The organism is Candidatus Pelagibacter sp. PS_06 (genome assembly GCF_059418045.1).
This window is the reverse complement of the sequence record NZ_CM182078.1, coordinates 352,287-368,913: the sequence shown is the minus strand read 5'-3', so window position 1 is coordinate 368,913 and position 16,627 is coordinate 352,287. Positions and strand designations below refer to the sequence as shown.

At 32.6% G+C, this 16,627-nt stretch carries 16 protein-coding genes; 13 read left to right on the top strand and 3 right to left on the bottom strand.

Features of this window, described 5'->3' with window-relative positions; all coding sequences use genetic code 11:
• The first annotated feature begins 13 nt into the window (after nt 1-13).
• From AC5SLZ_RS01635 to AC5SLZ_RS01575, 13 genes are all read left to right on the top strand, one after another.
• Complete coding sequence (locus AC5SLZ_RS01635; protein WP_028037237.1) at nt 14-958, top strand: glutamine amidotransferase; 945 nt, start codon at nt 14-16, stop codon at nt 956-958.
• A complete protein-coding gene (locus AC5SLZ_RS01630; protein WP_028037238.1) occupies nt 946-1,800 on the top strand; it encodes a GltB/FmdC/FwdC-like GXGXG domain-containing protein in 855 nt (284 codons plus the stop codon). The genes AC5SLZ_RS01635 and AC5SLZ_RS01630 overlap by 13 nt, the downstream gene beginning before the upstream one ends.
• Nucleotides 1,800-3,209: an FMN-binding glutamate synthase family protein gene (locus tag AC5SLZ_RS01625; protein WP_028037239.1), complete on the top strand. Its 1,410-nt coding sequence runs from the start codon at nt 1,800-1,802 to the stop codon at nt 3,207-3,209. Before AC5SLZ_RS01630 ends, AC5SLZ_RS01625 begins: the two co-directional genes overlap by 1 nt.
• A gap of 8 nt (nt 3,210-3,217) precedes the next feature.
• Nucleotides 3,218-3,640, top strand: a complete 423-nt coding sequence (locus tag AC5SLZ_RS01620; protein WP_028037240.1) for a hypothetical protein — start codon at nt 3,218-3,220, stop codon at nt 3,638-3,640.
• 126 nt (nt 3,641-3,766) lie between these two features.
• Nucleotides 3,767-5,167: an ammonium transporter gene (locus AC5SLZ_RS01615; RefSeq protein ID WP_028037241.1), complete on the top strand. Its 1,401-nt coding sequence runs from the start codon at nt 3,767-3,769 to the stop codon at nt 5,165-5,167.
• 11 nt (nt 5,168-5,178) lie between these two features.
• Nucleotides 5,179-5,403, top strand: a complete 225-nt coding sequence (locus AC5SLZ_RS01610; RefSeq protein WP_028037242.1) for a hypothetical protein — start codon at nt 5,179-5,181, stop codon at nt 5,401-5,403.
• A gap of 60 nt (nt 5,404-5,463) precedes the next feature.
• Nucleotides 5,464-5,616 (top strand): hypothetical protein, encoded by a 153-nt coding sequence (locus AC5SLZ_RS01605; protein WP_028037243.1) that lies wholly within the window; start codon nt 5,464-5,466, stop codon nt 5,614-5,616.
• A 13-nt stretch (nt 5,617-5,629) separates the two neighbouring features.
• Nucleotides 5,630-6,508, top strand: coding sequence for a class II glutamine amidotransferase (locus AC5SLZ_RS01600; RefSeq protein WP_494615887.1), 879 nt, complete (start codon nt 5,630-5,632; stop codon nt 6,506-6,508).
• Nucleotides 6,509-6,511: 3 nt separating this feature from the next.
• Nucleotides 6,512-7,192, top strand: a complete 681-nt coding sequence (locus tag AC5SLZ_RS01595; RefSeq protein ID WP_494615886.1) for a GltB/FmdC/FwdC-like GXGXG domain-containing protein — start codon at nt 6,512-6,514, stop codon at nt 7,190-7,192.
• The gene (locus tag AC5SLZ_RS01590) at nt 7,193-8,500 is read left to right on the top strand and encodes an FMN-binding glutamate synthase family protein (RefSeq protein WP_028037246.1); all 1,308 of its coding nucleotides are present in this window, start codon (nt 7,193-7,195) and stop codon (nt 8,498-8,500) included.
• Nucleotides 8,501-8,534: 34 nt separating this feature from the next.
• Nucleotides 8,535-9,860 carry a type III glutamate--ammonia ligase gene (gene glnT, locus AC5SLZ_RS01585; RefSeq protein WP_494615885.1) on the top strand — a complete coding sequence of 442 codons (1,326 nt, stop codon included), beginning with the start codon at nt 8,535-8,537 and terminating at the stop codon, nt 9,858-9,860.
• A 3-nt stretch (nt 9,861-9,863) separates the two neighbouring features.
• Nucleotides 9,864-10,994, top strand: coding sequence for a diaminopropionate ammonia-lyase (locus tag AC5SLZ_RS01580; protein ID WP_051348079.1), 1,131 nt, complete (start codon nt 9,864-9,866; stop codon nt 10,992-10,994).
• A gap of 4 nt (nt 10,995-10,998) precedes the next feature.
• Entirely contained in the window at nt 10,999-12,420 is a 1,422-nt protein-coding gene (locus AC5SLZ_RS01575; protein ID WP_494615883.1) for a cryptochrome/photolyase family protein, read from the top strand.
• Here AC5SLZ_RS01575 and AC5SLZ_RS01570 read toward each other — a convergent pair.
• The 3 genes from AC5SLZ_RS01570 to AC5SLZ_RS01560 are packed head-to-tail and all read right to left on the bottom strand — an operon-like array spanning nt 12,417 to nt 16,623.
• Nucleotides 12,417-14,519 carry a site-2 protease family protein gene (locus AC5SLZ_RS01570; RefSeq protein ID WP_494615882.1) on the bottom strand — a complete coding sequence of 701 codons (2,103 nt, stop codon included), beginning with the start codon at nt 14,517-14,519 and terminating at the stop codon, nt 12,417-12,419. The two genes, AC5SLZ_RS01575 and AC5SLZ_RS01570, sit on opposite strands and share 4 nt — an antisense overlap.
• Nucleotides 14,516-15,850, bottom strand: a complete 1,335-nt coding sequence (locus tag AC5SLZ_RS01565) for an HlyD family secretion protein (protein WP_028037251.1) — start codon at nt 15,848-15,850, stop codon at nt 14,516-14,518. Before AC5SLZ_RS01565 ends, AC5SLZ_RS01570 begins: the two co-directional genes overlap by 4 nt.
• Nucleotides 15,847-16,623 (bottom strand): efflux RND transporter periplasmic adaptor subunit, encoded by a 777-nt coding sequence (locus tag AC5SLZ_RS01560; RefSeq protein ID WP_494615881.1) that lies wholly within the window; start codon nt 16,621-16,623, stop codon nt 15,847-15,849. The genes AC5SLZ_RS01565 and AC5SLZ_RS01560 overlap by 4 nt, the downstream gene beginning before the upstream one ends.
• Nucleotides 16,624-16,627 lie beyond the last annotated feature (4 nt).

The following is a 16,627-nucleotide window of genomic DNA, read 5'->3' as shown; positions in this document are numbered from 1 at the left end:
AAGGGGTAAATATATGTGTGGGATAGCTGGATTAATACATAGAGGCAAATCTTCAAATGTAGGGAGTGAACTACAGGGTATGCTTCAAGCATTAAAACATAGAGGTGAAGATTCAACAGGATATGCTTTGTATGGAGACACAGATGGTAAAAATTTTATCATGCGTTTCAAAGTAGGAGAAAATGTTGGAGAAGGAAGTTCATCTATTATGGAAGATGTTTCTGTTTATGATGAAAGAAAAAAAATAGTAGATCAATATCTATCTGAGTTAGGAGCTAAAGTACTTAAAGAAGAAAGAACGCTTCCCTACTCATTAAGATATGAAATTTCTTACGATAAAAAAGATCTATTAGATTTTTCTCAAAAAATTGAAAGTATTCCAGGTGTTGAAATCCTTTCAATGGGTAAATCGTTGGAAGTAATTAAAGATCTTGGTAATGCAAAAGCAGTATGTGACCGATATTCTTTAGATAAGCTTGTTGGTACACACGCTATTGGTCATGCTAGAATGGCAACAGAGTCTGGAGTTGATATTAAGTCAGCTCACCCTTTTTGGGGATACCCTTTTAGTGATGTTTCAGTAGTTCATAACGGACAACTTACAAACTATTGGAACAATAGAAGACAATTAGAAAATAAAGGCATGAGATTTATGTCTGAATGTGATTCTGAGTTAATCGCAGTATATATTGCTCAAAAAATGAGAGAAGGAGCAAGTCTTGAAGAAGGAATGAAAGATTCTTTAACAGGACTTGATGGAGTATTTACTTATTTTGTTGCAACAAAAGACTCGTTAGGAATGGCAAAAGATACAATGGCTGCGAAACCATTGGTTCTTTATGAGTCAGATGATTTAGTTGCAATGGGTTCAGAAGAAATAGCGATCAGATCAGTTCTTCCACAAGAAATTGATACATATGATCCATTTGATGGGGAGGTAAAAGTATGGCAAATATAAAAAATACAGAAACAAAAACAAAAGCCCAGTCAATGGGTATGCACACTGAGGTTTTAACAGGAAGAACTCAACAAAAGTTTTTCAATCCAGATGAGGCAGAAAATTTTTATTACTTTGGAACTTATGATGTTGATTTTAACAAAAGAACAGATCTTGATGTTAAAGAAATGTCGGCTCCTGAAGCAAATAAAGAAATTGATAAATTGATGAGCCAAGGGTATGGAACAATTGTTATTAAAAACCCTCAAGGAAAGCACAGTCTAGGTGTTGGTATTTTAAATAAATTAAACTTAATTTTTGAAGGAAGTTTAGGTTATTTTGGTATGGGTTCATGTGATGGTCCAACTGTTAGAATTAACGGTAGAGTTGGTTGGTCTTGTGCTGAAAATTTAATGGCTGGTAAAGTTGTTATTGAAAAAAATGCAGGATCTTGTTTTGGAGCTGCTATTAGAGGTGGAGATTTAATTTGTAAAGGTAGTGTTGGTGCTAGAACTGGAATTGACATGAAAGGTGGAACTATCATTATTGGTGGGGATGCTGGTGCATTTACTGGTTTTATGATGCAAAGAGGAAGAATAATTATTCTAGGAGATGTTGGAATAAATTTAGGTGACTCTATGTATGATGGGACAATTTTCATAGGTGGCAGTATTGGCTCTTATGGTAGTGATGCTGTTGATGCAGAATTAACTAAAAGCGACCAAGATTGGCTTACAAGAAAATTAAAAGTTGCAGAAATTGGTGAAAATTTTGACGTTAGTAAAATGAAAAAAATTGTAGCTGGTAAAAAACTTTGGAATTACGATAATTTAGAACCTACAGAAAAGAAAGGAGCAATTTAATGCCTAAGAAAAAAACTAAAAAGAAAAATGGTAATGGAAGTGTTGGTGGAAAAGCTGATGTCCATGCACATGAAGAAGGAAAAAGAAATAAAAGTTTATTAGGTCATAATGCTATTTTTACTCCTGAGGTAATAGACGATATTCACATAAAAGCTCAGCTAGGAAGATACAGAATGCGTGGAATGGCATTAATGAAAAAAATTCCAACATTTGATGATCTAGTTTTCTTACCTGGAACACTTACTAGATTTGTAATCGAAGGTTACAGAGAAAAATGTGAAACTAAAACTGTAATTGGTCCAAGATGCGAAAACCCTATTGAACTTGATATCCCTGTTTACATAACTGGTATGAGTTTTGGAGCACTTTCATATGAAGCAAAAACTGCTTTAGCAAGAGGAGCTACTATGGCTGGTAGTGCTACTTGTTCTGGAGAAGGTGGAATGATACCTGATGAAAGAAGATATTCTGAAAAATGGTATTACCAATGTATTCAATCAAGATATGGGTTTAACCCTCATCATGCTCAACTAGCAGATGGAATTGAAGTTTTCATCGGCCAAGGACAAAAAGTTGGAATGGGTGGACACTTAATGGGTCAAAAAGTAACTGATCAAGTAGCTGAAATGAGATCATTACCATCAGGTATTGACCAAAGATCACCTGCTCGTCACCCCGATTGGTTAGGTCCTGATGACTTGGCTTTAAAAGTTGAAGAGCTGAGACAATTAACAAAAAATAAAGTTCCAATTCAATTAAAACTGGGTGCATCAAAAGTTTATGACGATGTTCGTATGGCCGCTAAATGCGATCCAGACTCTATCTATTTAGATGGAATGGAAGGATCAACTGGAGCTGGCCCTCACATTGCTGCTGCAAACACTGGTATTCCAGGAATTGCTGCAATAAGAGAAGCAAGAAGAGCAATTGATGATGTTGGTAAAACAGGAAAAGTTACTTTAATTTATGCTGGTGGTGTAAGAGATGGTGCTGATATGGCGAAAGCTTTAGCATTAGGTGCTGATGCAATTGCAATTGGTACTGGATCTATGATTGCTTTGAACTGTAATAAAGATATCCCTGAAGCTAATTTTGAAAAAGAAATGGGTGTAAAAGCTGGTGAGTGTTACCACTGCCATACTGGTCGTTGTCCAGTTGGTGTTGCCACTCAAGATCCAAAACTAAGAGCAAGATTAAATCCTGATGATGCAGCACTAAGAGTTTATAATTATCTTCATGCAATGACTTTAGAAGCTCAACTTTTAGCAAGAGCATGTGGTAAAACTAATATCCACTCTTTAGAACCTGAGGATTTAGCTGCATTAACTACTGAGGCATCTGCTTTAGCGAAAGTTCCATTAGCAGGAACTAACTATACAGTTGGTGTTGACAACTATCACAAAATATAAGGGTAAATATGGCTAAGAAAAAAACAAAAAAAACAAAAGTAAAAAGTAAAGTTAAAAAAGACAAAAAACTAAAGCTTGGTACTTTTAAAGAAACAGCAAGAGAAAAACTAATTGGTCAACATATTGGTTATAGATATGATGTAAATTTACTTCCAGACTATAAAAGAATTACACCATTTTTAAAAAAATATGTGGAAGCTATGGGTTGGGATGATCTTAACTGGTTAGAAGATGTTCATATGGGTTATGAAGAAGATAGACCAGCAGTGTTTTGTAGAAATGCAAATGGATGGGTTACAATTCCAAAATCTATTAAATTACCCAATAACCAACAAGATAGAGACATGATTGCAAGAGAGCTTTTAGTTAAGTTTCAAATGTCTCCCAAGCACCCTCTTGTTGATTTAAAAAAAGCTTACCTAAAATTTTAATCACACAATCTTAAGTTGATATTTAATTAAAAACCTAGTGTTCTCACTAGGTTTTTAATCATTGTTTCGTTTGTCACACCTCATAAAATTTTATAGGGTTTCATAAACTAATATGGGAGAGAGATTATGACTGATCAGTTAGGTGCTCTTACAACCATATTTACAGAATTTTACTACTGGGTAACAGTGGTACTGATGTTTTTAATTCACGTCGGTTTCTGTATGTATGAAGTTGGAGCTTCTCGATACAAACATCACCAACATACTCTTATGAAAAATACAATGCTGATACCACTGGTAACAGTAACTTGGTTTTTCTTTGGTTGGTGGATTTACTGGGCATTTCCAACAGGACCTGGAATTGCACCTTCAATAATGAATGAAAGTACAGCGTTGATTACTGACGATAGTACTTTTAGTGCTAAATGGTATTTAGCAAACTCAGAGTTTATGGCGGTCAATTTAGGTGACCACATAAGCGGTGTTTTCTGGGCTGCATTTTTACTATTTTCATGGACAGCTGCTTCAATTGTTTCTGGAGCAATCATTGAAAGAATTACAACTTTTGCATTTGGAATTTTAGCAATTGCAATTGGTTCGTGCTTCTGGGTGATTGATGCTGCTTGGGGATGGCACTTTGATGGATGGATGCTTAAAATTTTAGGATACCACGATGCTTATGCATCAGGAGTAATTCACGCAATCGCGGGTGGATTTGCTTTAGGTGTTCTAGTTGTTTTAGGGCCAAGAATTGGAAAATTCTCATCAAGTGGTGAGCCAAGAAATATAGGACCAAGAAATCCTTGGCTAGTTACAGTTGGATTATTCTTAATCTATACTGGTTTCTGGGGATTTTATGCGGCATGTAATATACCGATATTTGATCTTGGACCTGAATATGGAATGGAAGGTGTCACTTACTGGACAGCTACAAACATATATGTAACCCCTACCACACTGAGTGGTATAACCTTTAACTTCCTGATGTCATTGTCAGGTGGATTATTGGCTGGATATGTGGTCGCCAAAGGTGATCCTTTCTGGACTTACTCAAGTGGACTAGCAGGTGTCATCTGTGCTTCAGCTGGAAATGACTTATATCATCCAATTCAAGCAATGATCATTGGCATGATCGGTGTTGTGATTGCATACAAACTACATTACTGGGTTGAACGTAAGTTCAAAATTGATGATGCAGTTGGTGCAGTAGCAGTACATGGTTATGCTGGTTTTGTTGGTCTCGTGATTTGTGGATTTGTTTTAAATGGCTATCCTTCATCTGGATACAGTGTAGGAGCTATGTGGGACGGATCAACATATGCAACGATCAATCCATTGGGGCAATTCCTAGGAGCAATTATAATGTTCGGAGTTCTTGGAATGCTACCAGGCTATATCATAGCTAAAGTACTAAGCGGCATGGGTAAATTAAGAATCCCACGTGAAGTAGAAATAGCTGGATTAGACTTTGAAATGATGGAAGAAGCTAAAAAAGATGAAAAAGCTGTTTCATCTGCAACCAGGTAAAGGAGAAAAATATGGCTACAGTTACAAACTGGATAGATCATTTAAGTGCTAAGGAGGTTGTCGGAGCAGTTTATCCGGGAGCTGGATCCACTGAAACTTTACTGGTTATTCTTGGTATAGTTATATGGATCGGTTGGCATGTCATTACTAACAAATCTGAAAGTGAGGAGCTTTCTAGATTAGCTAAGAAAAGACATGGTGCTAATGATCACAAAAATAATATTACCGACTGGTAATATAAAATAAAAATTTGGGCGCTACTTAATTGTGGCGCCCTTTTTTTTAAATCAAAAAATATGACAGACGAAAATAAAGAAGAACTAAGACCAACCAAAATGAGGGGAGTTGTTTTCCCTAAAGCAAAATATGGAGTGATAGCGGCTATTATCATCATTGTGGTGGTTAATCTTATCTACTATAAAGATGCCCTATTATCTTTAATAAACTAAACCAAAAAATTTTATGTGTGGAATTGTTGGAATTTATTTAAAAACAAAAAAGTATGAAAAGCATTTAGGTAAATTTTTATCTGGAATGTTAGATGGTATGGCAACTAGAGGACCTGATAGTGCTGGATTTGCGATTTATACGAAAGAAAATAAAAATATTTTTAAATATTCTATTTGTCTTAATGAGCTTAAAGAAAAAGATTTTAAAAAGAAAATATCAAAATTTATAAAAAAGTTTAAACTAATTAATTATGCTGATCATGTAATTTTAGAAACTAAAGAAAAACCCTCTAAAATCTTAAATTTATTAAAAAAAGAGATATCAGAAGTCTCATTAGTTGGTTATGGAAAAAGTATTAATATTTTTAAACAAACCGGTAATCCAAAAGATGTTGTTAAAAAATTTAAACTATCTTCTTTTTCAGGAACGCATGGAATTGGTCATACAAGAATGGCAACAGAAAGTGCAATAACAACGCAAGGTTCTCACCCCTACTCTACATCAGAAGATGAATGTTTGGTTCACAATGGATCACTTTCAAATCACAACAATGTAAGAAGGTCACTGATTAAAGATGGGCAAAACTTTAATTCTGAAAATGATACTGAGGTTGCAGCTGGATATATTTCAAATCAAATATCAAAAGGTAAGGATTTAGAAAAAACACTAAAGAATAGTTTAAAAGACTTAGATGGTTTTTATACTTTTATTGCAGGTACAAAAGATGGGTTTGCATTATTAAGAGATGAAATTGCTTGTAAGCCAGCAGTTGTAGCTGAGACAAAAGATTATGTGGCAGTTGCATCTGAATTTCAAGCTATGGCACATCTTCCAAATGTAAATTCAGCAAAAATTTTTGAACCAAAACCTGGTGTAGTATATCACTGGTAAATTATGAACTTTGATTTAAATAAAAAAACTTTAAGAGAAGTAAATCAACATCTTCAAAATGTTGATCGAAAAAAAAATACAAGACAATTTGAAATTTTAAACCCACAAGGACAACATGCAATATGCGCAGGTTTAAAAGATGATATTGATGTTACCATCAAAGGTCATACAGGATATTACTGTGCTGGCATGAATCAAAAAGCAACTGTGACTGTTCATGGAAATGTTGGAACGGGTGTTGCAGAAAATATGATGTCAGGAAAAATTATAGTTAAAGGTAATGCTTCACAATCTGCTGGAGCAACGGGTCATGGTGGAGCTTTAATTATTGAAGGAGATGCAAGTTCTAGATGTGGGATATCAATGAAAGGAATTGACATTATAGTTAAAGGTTCTGTTGGTCATATGTCGGCTTTTATGGCTCAAAAAGGTAACCTAGTTATAATGGGTGATGCAGATGCAGATCTTGGAGATTCAATTTATGAAGCTAAGATATTTGTAAAAGGTAAAGTTAAAAGCTTAGGTGCGGATTGTGTAGAAAAGAAAATGGATAAAAAGAATATAGATGAATTAACAAAACTATTTAAAAATTTAGGTATTAAAGAAGATGCTAAAAAATTTAAAAGATACGGTTCTTCTAGAAATTTATATAATTTTAAAATTGATAATGTGGGTGCATATTAAATGAAAAAAGATCTTAAAGAATTTAAAACATTTCCAAGCTCAACAATTAAAGAAATTCAAAGAGCAGCAAATGAAGGGATTTATCAGATAAGAGGATTGGGTGCTAAACGAAAAGTTCCTGATTTTGATGATCTGGTTTTTTTAGGAGCATCGATGTCTAGATATCCATTAGAAGGTTATAGAGAAACATGTAACACTTCAGTTATTTTAGGAGATCGATTTGCAAAAAAACCTATTAAACTTGATATCCCAATTACAATTGCTGGGATGAGTTTTGGAGCACTTGGCGCTAATGCAAAAGAAGCGCTTGGTAGAGGAGCATCTGCAATGGGGACTTCAACAACTACTGGTGATGGTGGAATGACCCAAGAAGAAAGAGGTTCATCTAAATACTTAGTATATCAATTGTTACCTTCTAGATATGGGATGAATCCTGATGATTTAAGAAAAGCAGATGCTATTGAAGTCGTTGTTGGACAAGGTGCAAAACCGGGTGGTGGTGGAATGTTGCTTGGTCAAAAAATTAATAAAAGAGTTGCAGGAATGAGAACTTTGCCAGAAGGAATAGATCAAAGAAGTGCGTGTCGACACCCTGATTGGACTGGACCTGATGATTTAGAAATTAAAATACAAGAACTTAGAGAAATTACTAATTGGGAAAAACCAATTTATATAAAAGTAGGAGCAGCAAGACCTTACTATGATACAACATTAGCTGTTAAAGCTGGGGCAGATGTAGTTGTACTTGATGGAATGCAAGGTGGAACAGCTGCTACTCAGGATGTTTTTATTGAACACGTTGGAATACCAACCTTAGGTGCATTAAGAGAAGCAGTGGATGCTCTTAAAGAATTAAATATGCATAGAAAAGTTCAGCTTATTGTTTCAGGAGGAATTAGAACTGGAGCAGATGTTGCAAAAGCAATGGCAATGGGAGCAGATGCAGTATCAATTGGTTCTGCTGCGATGATGGCTTTAAACTGTAATGCAGATTTGTATGTTGAAGATTATAAAAAACTTGGAACAGAACCTGGATATTGTCATCACTGTCACACGGGAAGATGTCCTGTTGGAGTTGCAACTCAAGATCCAAAACTTGAAAAAAGATTAAATCCAATTGAAGCTGGAAAAAGAATTAAAAATTATTTAACAACTTTAACTCTAGAGTTGCAAACTTTAGCAAGAGCTAATGGAAAGTCAGATGTTAGAAATTTAGAGCCAGAAGATTTAGCTGCTTTAACTGTAGAAGCTGCCGCGATGGCAAGAGTACCTTTAGCTGGTACAGACTGGATACCTGGAAAAAAATAATTGATTAACACTTTTTAAACAAGTAGGATTAATTATGCCAAAAAATCTTTCTCAAATTGCTAAACAAAAAAAAATAAAATATTTTTTAATAAGTTTTTTAGATCTATTCGGAGTATTAAGATCTAAACTAGTTCCAGCACAAGCAATAGCTGAGATGCAAAAAAATGGTGCGGGATTTGCAGGATTTGCTACTTGGTTGGATATGACACCTGCAGATAGTGATATGTTTGGTGTTCCAGATCCTGATAGTTTAATTCAATTACCATGGAATAAAGAAATTGGTTGGTTAGCATCAGATTTATATATGGATGGAAAACCTGTAAAAGCTTCACCTAGAGTAATGCTTAAAGAGCAAATTAAAAAAATGTCTCAAAAAAAATTACAAATGAAGTCTGGAGTTGAATGTGAATATTTTTTAATTACAGAAGATGGGTCATCAATTGCAGATCCAAGAGACACTCAATCGAAACCTTGTTATGACCAATCAGCTTTAATGAGAAGGTATGACTTGATTAAAGAGATATGTGACTGCATGATTACGATGGGATGGAAGCCTTATCAAAATGATCATGAAGACGCTAACGGTCAGTTTGAGATGAATTGGGATTACACAGACTCATTAATTACAGCAGATAGACACGTATTCTTTAAGTATATGGTTAAAAGTTTAGCTGAAAAACATGGTTTAAGAGCAACCTTTATGCCAAAACCTTTCCATAATTTAACTGGAAACGGTTGTCATGCACACGTTTCAGTGTGGAATGGTAAAGATAATAAATTTTTAGACAAGAAAGATACCTTGGGCTTAAGTAAATTAGCTTACAATTTCTTAGGAGGTGTAATGAATAACACTCAAGCATTGTCTGCATTTTTTAACCCAACGATTAACAGCTATCGAAGAATTAATGCTCCACCAACAAAATCTGGAGCAACATGGTCACCAAGTAGTATTTCATATACAGGTAACAACAGAACACACATGATTAGAATTCCAGATCAAGGAAGATTTGAATTGAGACTAATGGATGGATCTGCAAACCCTTATTTACTTCAAGCAGGAATAATTGCTGCGGGTCTTGAGGGGATTAATAAAAAATTAAACCCTGGAAAACCATTACATTGTAATATGTACAAAGATTATAAAAAATACCCCAAGCTAAAAAAACTACCTAATGATATTAATCAAGCTATTTCCATGCTTCAAAAAAGCAAATCGCTTGCTGATGCTTTTGGGAAAGATGTGATTGACAGTTATATAAAACTTAAAAATTCTGAAATAAAAGATTTTAAAAGCAAATCTTCATTTAATAAGAAAAAACCAGTCACTAAGTGGGAAAAAGATAATACTTTAGACTGTTAGATTATGGCAATTTTATCTAATGGTCATCAGTGGAAATTTTCTGAATTTTTAGACAATAAAAGATATTCATTTGATAAAAAACAAATTCTAAGTTCATTGTCTGAAAAAGAAATTGATGATGCTTATTTAAGTATATCAAAGTGGGATGGATACGTCCCTACTCCTTTAATTTCATTAAATAAATTATCAAAAGAATTAGATTTAAATAAAATTTATTACAAAGATGAAAGTAAAAGATTTGATCTAAAATCATTTAAAGCTTTAGGTGGAGCTTACGCAGTTGAAAAAGTTACACAAGGCAACAAAGATATAGTAGTTGCAACTGCAACTGCTGGTAATCATGGAAGATCTGTTGCATGGGGTGCTAGAAGGTTAGGCCTTAAATGTAAAATTTTTATTAGTGAATTTGTAAGTGATGCTAGAGGTCAAGCGATGGCAGACCTTGGTGCCGATGTAATTAAAGTAAAAGGAAACTACGAAAAATCATTAATCGAATGCATTAAACAATCGACAGAAAATAATTGGCAAATAGTTCAAGATGTTGCTTGGAAAGATTATATGAAAGTACCTACCTATACGATGGCAGGTTATACAGTCATGATGAGAGAAATTATTGACCAAATTAATAATGAAAAAATTTCTCATATAATTTTACAAGCAGGTGTTGGTGGAATGGCTGGAGCCATGGTTGCGGGTATTGCAAGATATTTAGACAATGTACCAGTAACACTTGTCGTTGAACCAGATAGTGCAGCATGTGTTTTAGAAAGTATTAAAACTGGAAAAATAGAAAAAATTGATATCAAAAGAGAGAGTTTAATGGGTGGGATGTCTTGCGGTGAAGTATCATTGGTCCCATGGGAAATTCTAAAAAATTCAGTTAAACATTGCATTAGTTTACCCGATGATGATATTGCAAAAACTATGAAATTACTTGGAAACTCAAGTTTTAGTGATGAGCCTATTATAGCTGGAGAAAATTCTGCGCCAGGAGTAATTAGCTTAATTACTTGTTGTGAAGATGAAAATATTAAACAAAATTTAAAATTAGATCAAAGTTCAAATGTTTTAGTAATTGGCTGTGAAGGTGATACAGATCAAGAAATGTACCAGAAATTAGTTAATCAAAATTAATTACATGTCAAATACAGGGATTTTTTGGATTAGAGACGATTTTAGAATAGAAAATAATCCTGCATTATCATTTGCAACTCAAAACCATGACAGCGTAATTGCTTTATTTATCTATAATAATAAAAATTTTGATAATCAGACTGAAGCTCAAAAATGGTGGGTTTCAAAGTCATTAGAAGTTTTTAAAACAGACTTATCTAAATATAATATTAATCTTCAAATTGTAAAAGGAGATGAGTTAGAAATTTTTTCAAAAATTAAAAAGAAAGACAGTCTATCCGTATATTGGAATAAAGTTTACGAACCAGATGTAATTGCTAAAGGGAAGAAAATTAGAGATATTTTTTTAAAAAATGAAATTGATTTTAAATACTTTAAAGGAAATATTTTAAATGAATTTCAAGAAGTAACTAAAAATGATGGAACACCTTTTAAAGTTTTTACTCCCTTTTGGAGAACTGCTGAACAAAAATATTTAAGTCTACCTCCTACTAAAAACTATATAGTTAAAAAAAAGACTAAAGAAAAAACTTTTTTCAAAGGCTGTATTGAAGCTAAAAATATTTTGCCAAAAAAAGATTGGTATAAAAAATTTGATAAATACTGGAAAATATCTGAGAACGATTCAAAAAAAATTCTTAATGAATTAATAGAAAATAAGATAAAAGATTATGGAACAACCAGAGATATTCCATCTGTTGAGGGAACATCAAAGCTTTCACCGTATATAAAACATGGCCAAATTCATGTGTCGAGTATTTGGAAAAAGTGTAATGATATAAAATCTAAAGGAATTGGTTACAGAAAATATATTAATGAACTTGGGTGGAGAGAATTTTCACATAGTTTGATTAATTATTTTCCTGAATTTTTAAAAGGAAATTATAGAAAAGATTTTGATAAATTTCCTTGGGTAAAGAATGAAAAATATCTTAAAGCATGGAAAACAGGAATGACTGGTTATCCCATAGTTGATGCCGGAATGAGAGAGTTATATGAAACTGGATGGATGCACAATAGAGTTCGAATGGTAGTCGGATCTTTTTTGGTTAAACATTTAAGAATTAATTGGGTCGAAGGGGAAAAACATTTTAGAAATTGTTTGCTAGATTTTAATAAGGCTAACAATATTGCACAGTGGCAGTGGGTAGCTGGTTGCGGAGCAGATGCAGCACCCTACTTTAGAATTTTCAATCCAATCCTTCAGGGAGAAAAATTTGATAAAGAAGGTCTGTATGTAAAAAAATGGGTTCCTGAATTAGAAAAAGTTTCTAACAAATTTATTCATAAACCTTGGGAGATGGAATTAAAATACCAGCAAGCAATAAAAACGATAATTGGTCAGGACTACCCTCAGCCAATTGTAATTCATGAAAAAGCTAGAGCTTCTGCATTAGAGGCTTTTCAATCTTTAAAGAAAAATTAAAAACCACTTTCTCTTATAAGAACAGAGAATACATTTCTAAAAAACTTTACAAAAGGACTGTAACGATTTCCTTCAACATGAACATATCCTGGTAATTCAAATTTAATTGAACTTTTATTTACCAACTTAAAATCTGCAACATAATGTGCTGTTTCAGGTCGATATTGATATTCACCTGATGTGAAATTTCTAATTGCAATTGGACCACTGTGAATTGATGAAAGTGCAATGTAAGGTAAATTATTCACTGAGGATAAATCTAGTTTGCTTGATATTAAATGTATCTTTTTATGATCTCCATCATTTGGGATAAATACTGCTGGTGTATTTTCTTGAAAACGATCAATGTGCTCTTCTCTAATGAACGCTTTTACGTTTCCTGTTCCATAATGAACAATTCCAAGCAATTGATCTAAATTACTGACCCACATTTCATTAGATAAACTAACAAGATCTTTAACTTTTCCTTTGTTTGGTGCCTTAATTACTAGCTTTTCTTTAGTTTTTGTTAACCCAGAAAGTTCGCTCTGGAGGGCAATTAATCTCTGATTATAGGTTAAATACTCGTCCATATTTCCTGAAGTTCCACTCATACGGTTAATCTTCGTTTTAGTTAGGAGTATTTTTCTTCGTATAGAATTAATGTCTTTATCAAGTTCAGGAGAATAAAGTTCAATTAAATTCTGACCTACTTCTACTTCTTGATCTTTTGTAATTAACACAGATTTAATTTTTGCAGAATAAGGTGAATATATTTTAGAATATTTTTCAGATATATATACCGCTGGAATTTTCATTGAAGACTTCCAAGGTAAAAATAAAACCATTAAGGTTATTATTAAAATAGCAGTTGTTCTAAAGGTTTGTTTATTTATTCTCATTTCTGACCGCATCAACCACCATTGTTTTATCTCTTTTATAATTGGCAACATAATGAACCAATAAATTTCAATCGCAAACAGTATTATTCCAAGAACTTTAAATGCAAAATAATAAACAAGTAATGCGATACCAATAAATAAAAATAAACGATAAACCCAAGTTGACCAAGCATAAATTATAAATGTCCATCTTCTAGAAGGATTTATCTCTTCTGGAGGTTTATGATTGAAACCAAATAAAGTTTCTCTAGTTTTCCATTTAGCAAGTGCAAAAGATCTTGGTTGTAAATTTTCTGCTTTTAGCCAATCTGAAAAAACATAATATCCATCGAATCTCATAAAAGGACTGACATTAATTGCAATCGATGAAATCCAAGAAGTAGTAGCTATAAAAAAGGCAGCACTTTTTAAACCTCCCTCAGGTAAAACTCCCCATACAAAAGTTGCAATAAGAGCTAAATGTAATTCAGTAAAAATACCCGCAAAATTGATTAATAATCTTTCTTTATGATTTCTAAGACGCCAAGCATCTGTTGTATCTGTGTATAAAAAAGGAAAAAAAACAAGAAAGGCTATTCCTATTGCAGATACTCTACAACCATGATGTTTTGCAATATAGGCGTGACCTAGCTCATGAAGACACTTTACAAAAACTAGAGTTATAAAATAAAGCATTAAACCTTTAATAGAAAAAAAATATAAAAAGGTTTTAGAAAAATTTTCAAACTGTTGAATTACCAAAAAGAGACCAATAAATCCCAAAATATAAATTATATTTCTAATTTTTTTAGATCCTAAAAACTTTACTTTATTATATGTTCTGCCTAACCACTCATCTGGTGTAAATAATGGAATTTTAAAAAAAAGATAACTGTGGATTAAATTCATCAACCAGCTTTTTTTTAAGCTATTTTTTTGTTGCATTAAATAAGGAACCCCTTGTCCTTGAGGTTGAATGATTAAATTATTTTGTTGCAAGAAACCAACGAAGCTTTTGATTTCATCTCCTGTAGTTTCAATACCTTGTGTATTTATTTTTTTTTCAAAATTTTGAATATCTTCTCCCCCTCTCCAATTTTTGATTAGGCGAAATGCAGTTAAGCCAAGAGTAAAATATTTATTTCTTACAGCGTCATATAGTAACCATGCTGGAGATCCGTCTTCTCTGCTATTTCCTCTAAATATTTCTAAATCTTGTCTTAGATAAGGAATTATCATACTCCAATTAATTGTCTGACAAAGGTTATTGGTTTTCTAAATAAATAATAAAACAAAGTAACTCTAGAACCATAGATTTTAGCAGTTCCCCTAAGTCCTATTCTTGGTGTCTCTTCTCCTTCAAAACTTGCACTTATTTTATAGGACAATACTTCCTCTGGTGACAAAGCTGATTGGTAAGAGGCTCTTTTTAATTTACCTTTTAGAGGTTTTATCGGATTAATATCTAAAAATACCTTCACATTTGTATTTTCTTTTATAATCAATGAATCTTTAACAGGTAACCATATTAAAAACTCCACTTTTTGGGGGTTAGCAATAGTTATAATTTTTTCACCGACAGACACTGGTCTTCCTTGCCATTCGTTCTTTTGATCTACAATCGCAATTCCTTTTTTATCTGAAAAAATTTTTGAATTTTTTAACCTAACAGCTGTAGATTCAACTTCAGCTTTTTTCAAATCAACTTGAGCTATAAGTTCTGCAAGTTTTGCTTTTTCTTCATTATTTGAAAAAGAAAATTGTCTACTTCTTAATAATTGTTTTTCAGCAACCTGCAGAGATTGCTTTGCAAGATTAAAATTATTTTTTAAATCTGTATCTTCGATCTGGACTAGTAAGTCCCCAGAATTAATTCTATCATTATTATTAACAATTATATTTTTGACCACTCCATCAAATGGTGCTGTGATTAATCTAGGATTATTAGGCACTACTTCAACGGGTGCTGTACTGGTTATTTTAATTGGAATAACTAAAATAAATATTATCGATAAAATAATAATCCACGATCTTTTACCAGTTAAATTTTTTTTAAAAAAATCTTTAATAGAAAAATCTGTCAAAAAAGTATTAAAAGCATGTCCGTAAGTAACTGATAAATGTCTAGCAAGCTCTACTTCATTATCATCAAATTTTTCATTTCTTGTTTTAATTAAAAAACCTTGAAGACCTCTTTGAGGTGAAAAAATTGGAATTAGCAAAATATTATCTGGAATATTTTTTGGTTTTTTTATTCTTAAACTTCTTGATATTTTTTCAACTTCGTGATTTTGAATTTCTTTTAAATTTGTAGTTGTTTTTTCATTAATAATATTTTCTACATAGGTAACTAGAGGAGCAGTTCTATCAACTGTTGCAAGATCTGATACTGCTTTTACTTGATATTTATCTGTTGGAGTTTTAAGTAAAAGATAAGAATTTACATAATCAATAATTTGTCTTGTTTCATTAACAACAACAAAATTTAATTCATCTTGTGTTCTTGCTTCTCTAGATTTTTTTTCTAGACCAATTAATCTTGCAATTTTTATATTTTTATCTTCGCTCAAAACTTAGCTATCCCACTCATTCCTGGAATTAAAGTCTCATATTTTTTATTGAACTGAGCTTTTAACTCAATTGTTTGACTTACCGCATCAACTGTTGCGCCTAGTTTTATAACTTTTGCATCCAGAGTTTCACCTGTCTCATCAATAATAATTTTAATTAAATGTCCTTTTTTTAACCACTTCAGCCAATTACTGCTTACAACTATATCTGCTTCTAATAAACCATCTCCTACAATAGCCATCAATGGTTGTCTTTGTTCTATGCTTTCAAAAACACTCGTGCCTACCTTCATAACTTTACCATCGTACGGCGCAACAATCTTACATCTATTTACATTCAAGTTTGCAATTTTCAGCTCTGCTTCAGCTTTTTTTAAAGCAGACATTGATAATTGATGTTGAAGTTTTCCAATAGATTTCATTTTCAACAATTCATTATCATTTTCTAATTGAATGTTTGCACTGTCATAATTTGACTGGATTACATCTCTTTGCGCTTTGTAGAGTGCGCAGTCAAAACTAATTAGAGTTTCACCTTTTTTAAAAGCATCTCCTAATAAAAAATTTATTTTTTCAACTCTTGCTGCTAGTTCACTTGAAATTGTAACTGTTTCCGTTGCAGTGACTAAAGCTCTTGCATCTTTAATTTCTTCATTAGATACAGAGTTTTCAACGTTAGATGCAGAATTATCATCATTGGATACTGAATTTTCAGCATTAGATGCAGACATAACAGAAAGAATAAATATAAATATTAATACTACTAATCTCATTTTT

Bases quoted from the DNA above. Each gene is read 5' to 3' on its own strand.
- AC5SLZ_RS01600 (WP_494615887.1), top strand. From the start codon at position 5,630: ATGTGTGGAATTGTTGGAATTTATTTAAAAACAAAAAAGTATGAAAAG.
- AC5SLZ_RS01580 (WP_051348079.1), top strand. From the start codon at position 9,864: ATGGCAATTTTATCTAATGGTCATCAGTGGAAATTTTCTGAATTTTTA.
- AC5SLZ_RS01635 (WP_028037237.1), top strand. From the start codon at position 14: ATGTGTGGGATAGCTGGATTAATACATAGAGGCAAATCTTCAAATGTA.
- AC5SLZ_RS01610 (WP_028037242.1), top strand. From the start codon at position 5,179: ATGGCTACAGTTACAAACTGGATAGATCATTTAAGTGCTAAGGAGGTT.
- AC5SLZ_RS01615 (WP_028037241.1), top strand. From the start codon at position 3,767: ATGACTGATCAGTTAGGTGCTCTTACAACCATATTTACAGAATTTTAC.
- AC5SLZ_RS01590 (WP_028037246.1), top strand. From the start codon at position 7,193: ATGAAAAAAGATCTTAAAGAATTTAAAACATTTCCAAGCTCAACAATT.
- AC5SLZ_RS01560 (WP_494615881.1), bottom strand. From the start codon at position 16,623: ATGAGATTAGTAGTATTAATATTTATATTTATTCTTTCTGTTATGTCT.
- AC5SLZ_RS01625 (WP_028037239.1), top strand. From the start codon at position 1,800: ATGCCTAAGAAAAAAACTAAAAAGAAAAATGGTAATGGAAGTGTTGGT.
- AC5SLZ_RS01575 (WP_494615883.1), top strand. From the start codon at position 10,999: ATGTCAAATACAGGGATTTTTTGGATTAGAGACGATTTTAGAATAGAA.
- AC5SLZ_RS01620 (WP_028037240.1), top strand. From the start codon at position 3,218: ATGGCTAAGAAAAAAACAAAAAAAACAAAAGTAAAAAGTAAAGTTAAA.
- AC5SLZ_RS01570 (WP_494615882.1), bottom strand. From the start codon at position 14,519: ATGATAATTCCTTATCTAAGACAAGATTTAGAAATATTTAGAGGAAAT.
- glnT (WP_494615885.1), top strand. From the start codon at position 8,535: ATGCCAAAAAATCTTTCTCAAATTGCTAAACAAAAAAAAATAAAATAT.
- AC5SLZ_RS01630 (WP_028037238.1), top strand. From the start codon at position 946: ATGGCAAATATAAAAAATACAGAAACAAAAACAAAAGCCCAGTCAATG.
- AC5SLZ_RS01595 (WP_494615886.1), top strand. From the start codon at position 6,512: ATGAACTTTGATTTAAATAAAAAAACTTTAAGAGAAGTAAATCAACAT.
- AC5SLZ_RS01605 (WP_028037243.1), top strand. From the start codon at position 5,464: ATGACAGACGAAAATAAAGAAGAACTAAGACCAACCAAAATGAGGGGA.